This window comes from Novosphingobium sp. B-7 (genome assembly GCF_000410615.1).
Classification (GTDB): Bacteria; Pseudomonadota; Alphaproteobacteria; order Sphingomonadales; family Sphingomonadaceae; genus Novosphingobium; species Novosphingobium capsulatum.
In genome coordinates, this window is the sequence record NZ_APCQ01000769.1 from 1 (window position 1) to 2450 (window position 2450).

3 protein-coding genes are annotated in these 2450 nt (G+C 69.3%); all 3 read right to left on the reverse strand.

What is annotated here, in order from left to right:
• The coding region (locus tag H926_RS26410; protein ID WP_148291682.1) for a hypothetical protein at window positions 1-407 on the reverse strand (407 nt) is incomplete at its 3' end.
• 167 nt (window positions 408-574) lie between these two features.
• The gene (gene hemH, locus H926_RS0108510) at window positions 575-1627 is read right to left on the reverse strand and encodes a ferrochelatase (protein WP_022675915.1); all 1053 of its coding nucleotides are present in this window, start codon (window positions 1625-1627) and stop codon (window positions 575-577) included.
• Window positions 1627-2450 (reverse strand): molybdopterin cofactor-binding domain-containing protein (locus H926_RS0108515; protein ID WP_043608681.1); only part of this gene is annotated, 824 nt, incomplete at its 5' end. The genes H926_RS0108515 and hemH, both read right to left, overlap by 1 nt.

Sequence of the window (2450 nt, forward strand, 5' to 3'; positions counted from 1 at the left end):
GCCGGCACCAGCGCGCGCGCCAGGGTCATCGCCATGGCCGACTGAAACCGCACCGTGCCAGCGCGCCAGCGGCCCAGCTCCGCCCCCAGCGCGCGCTCCAGCACTGCCAAGTCAACTGGCAGATCGGCTTGGCGCGCCAGCGGCACGAACCGCGTGCCATCATCGGCAAGCACCAGGTGATTATGCGCCGCATCGAGCAGGATCACCCGCTCGCCCCGGCGAAACACCGGCCCCAGGTTGGCACGTTCGCGCAGCAGCAGGGCCGCGTCATCTTGCCAGGCCGTCACGCGGCTTACCGGAATGTCAGGCTCAAGCGGTGGCGCGGCCAGTGTCGGATCAGCGCCGGCCACGGGTAGCGGCACGGCAGGGGAATCATGGGCTTGTGCAGGAATCGCCGATGTCAGCATGCTCTCTCCATCGGGCCGAACCTGTTGCCGGTTCTGGCCCGTTCACCCGCGCTGCCCCCGAAACCCCCGTTTCGGCATTGCAGCACGGCTGGATGGGAACATGCCATGTCTGGCGGGCGTGTCAAATCGCCCGCAGCGGCGGGCCGGCGCGCACGGCCAGCTTACGCCTACACGGCGATCCAGCCAGCCAGTTCGCGCCGCACCAGGGCTTCGAGCAGGTCCATGCCGTGTTGCGAGGTATTGAGGCAGGTGAGCGCGGCAAAATCGGTGCCGCCGGCGGCCAGGAAATCCTCCTTGCCGCGCAGTGCAAGTTCTTCGAGCGTTTCCAGGCAATCGGCGGAAAAGCCCGGCGCGGCGATCGCCACCTTGCGGGTGCCGCCCCCGGCCAGTTCCACCAGCGTGGTATCGGTCGCCGGCTCCAGCCACTTGGCCCGGCCAAAGCGCGACTGGAAGCTGGTCATCACCGCCATGCCAGGATGGCTCTGGGCAAAGGCATCCGCCAGCAGGCGCGAGGTCTTGCGGCAGTGGCAGTGATAGGGATCGCCCAGGTGCAGCGTGCGCTCGGGCATGCCATGATAGCTCAGCAGCAGCACATCGGGCACGAACGCCAGATCACCAAGCTGGCGCGCCATGTCGGCATGCAGTGCCGTGATCGCCACGTCGTCATCGTGATAGGGTGGCAGCGTGCGCAGCGCCGGCAGGCGGCGGCGCTGCTTGATCCAGTCGGCCAGGGCATCGAGCGCGCTGGCCGTGGTGGCGCCGGAATAGTGCGGATAGAGCGGCGCCACCAGGATGCGTTCGCACCCGGCAGCCAGCAGCGCATCGAGCTGCGTGGCCATCGCCGGGCTTTGATAGCGCATGGCATGGCGCACGATCACGCCGTCGCCCAGCCGCGCCTGCAGCGCGCGCGCCTGGCCAGCGGTGATCGCGGCCAGTGGCGATCCTTCCGGGCCCCAGACCTGGGCATAGGCATGGGCCGATTTCTTGGGCCGCGTGCGCAGGATGATCCCGCGCAGGATCGGCTGCCACAGCAGCGCGGGGATTTCCACCACGCGCTTGTCCGACAGGAATTCCTTGAGATAGCGCCGCACCGAGGCCGTGTCGGGTGCGTCCGGCGTCCCCAGGTTCACCAGCAGCACCCCGATACGCCCGGTGGCCACCGGCGGATGATCGGCCGGAAGATGGGCGGGGCAGGCATGGATTGGGGCAGCAGGGGTCATCAAACGCCTTCAGACAGGAGGGGGAGGCGGCGCAACCGCAGCCCGGTTGCGGAAAACAGCGCATTGGCGATGGCCGGCGCCACCGCCACCACCCCCAGTTCGCCGGGGTCGAACGGCTGGGCGCTGCTCTCGACAAAGACAATCTCGACCTTGGGGCAATCGGCCAGCAGCGGCAAGCCCAGCTGGCTGAAATGCCCTGCCAGTGGCCGTCCGGCGGCATAGCCGGTGCTGCCACCCACCGCCAGCCCCAGGCCAAAGAACAGCCCGCCCTCGATCTGCTGGCGGGCCAGGTCGGTATTGATCACCCGGCCGATATCGACGCATGCGCTCAAGGCCTCGACGCGGATGGCGCCCTCCACCTGCCGCGCGGTGGCGACCACGGCGATATAGCCATGGCGCGGCCCATCCGCTCCGGCCAGCGACATTGCATGGCACGCAATGCCCTGGCCCGAGGCATCGGCCCCGCCACCCCACATCGCCAGATGCGCCACGCCCTGCAGGCAGGCGGCCAGGCGCGGCTGCCCGCCCAGCATGGCCATGCGGAAAGCCAGCGGCTCGCTACCGCCAAAATGGGCGCATTCGTCGATGAAGCTTTCGGTCAGGAACGCGGTAATGGCCGCGCCGCCGCCACGCATCCGCGCTGTGGCCAGCGGCAGCGCCACCGGCACATGCTGCACCGCGCATTCGGGAATGGCATAGGGCGGCATGGCCCCTTCCAGGGCCAGCGGATCGGCGCTGCCCTGCCAACGCCGCGCGCTTTGCGGCCCTTCGCCGTCGAGCACGCGCGCTGCCGTCTCGCGCATGGAGGCTGGCGTGGCAATGC

Bases quoted from the DNA above. Each gene is read 5' to 3' on its own strand.
- hemH (WP_022675915.1), bottom strand. From the start codon at position 1,627: ATGACCCCTGCTGCCCCAATCCATGCCTGCCCCGCCCATCTTCCGGCC.